Origin of the sequence: Salegentibacter sp. (assembly GCF_041642575.1) — a bacterium.
Classification (GTDB): Bacteria; Bacteroidota; Bacteroidia; order Flavobacteriales; family Flavobacteriaceae; genus Salegentibacter.
Window position 1 is genome coordinate 3,063 of the sequence record NZ_JBEPWD010000146.1, and the last position, 681, is coordinate 3,743.

The following is a 681-nucleotide window of genomic DNA, read 5'->3' on the forward strand; positions in this document are numbered from 1 at the left end:
ATGTTTAGTAAGTTTAATGCGTTGCGCTTCACCACCAGACAGCGTGTTTGAAGGCTGGCCGAGCTTGATATATCCCAGGCCTAATTGCAGCATTAAAGCAAGGATTTTGGTAATCTTCTTTTCCCCGGAAAAGAATTTAAAAGCCTCCGCAATACTGAGATTATAAATCTCTGCAATATTTTTATTATTCCAATGTATCTTTAATACTTCGGGCTTAAACCTCTTGCCGTTACAGGTGGGACAAACCTGATTAATAGTGCCCAGCACATTCATAGAAAGGCTGATCACACCCGCCCCTTCACAGGCTTCGCATCTTCCGCTTTTGTTATTGAAAGAAAAAGCTCCTTTAGCTAACTTCAGAGCTTGCGCTTCCGGAGATTTTGCCAGGAGGTCACGAATTTTATCGGCCAGGCCGGTATAGGTTGCAGGATTGCTCCTGGGAGTTTTACCAATTGGTTGATCGGACACCGTGAGCAGTTTTAAGTCTTCTTTTTCTGAAGATGCGGAGAGCTTTTGCAGTATTAGCGTTGTCTTTCTGCTCACTACGGTTAATGCTCCCGGTTTAGGCTGAAATGAATCTGGAGAAACTCGTTCAGGTTCAGAACCAGGTTCAGATGTTTCCTTTTGTAATTCGGCTAAGGTAGGGCTGGATATGCCTTTCGCATTTAAAAATTCCCTGAT

General features: G+C 43.5%; 1 pseudogene. It reads right to left on the bottom strand.

Annotated features, from left to right (window positions below):
* Positions 1-681 (bottom strand): annotated as a pseudogene (locus ACESK1_RS12550) (excinuclease ABC subunit A); the annotation flags it as partial.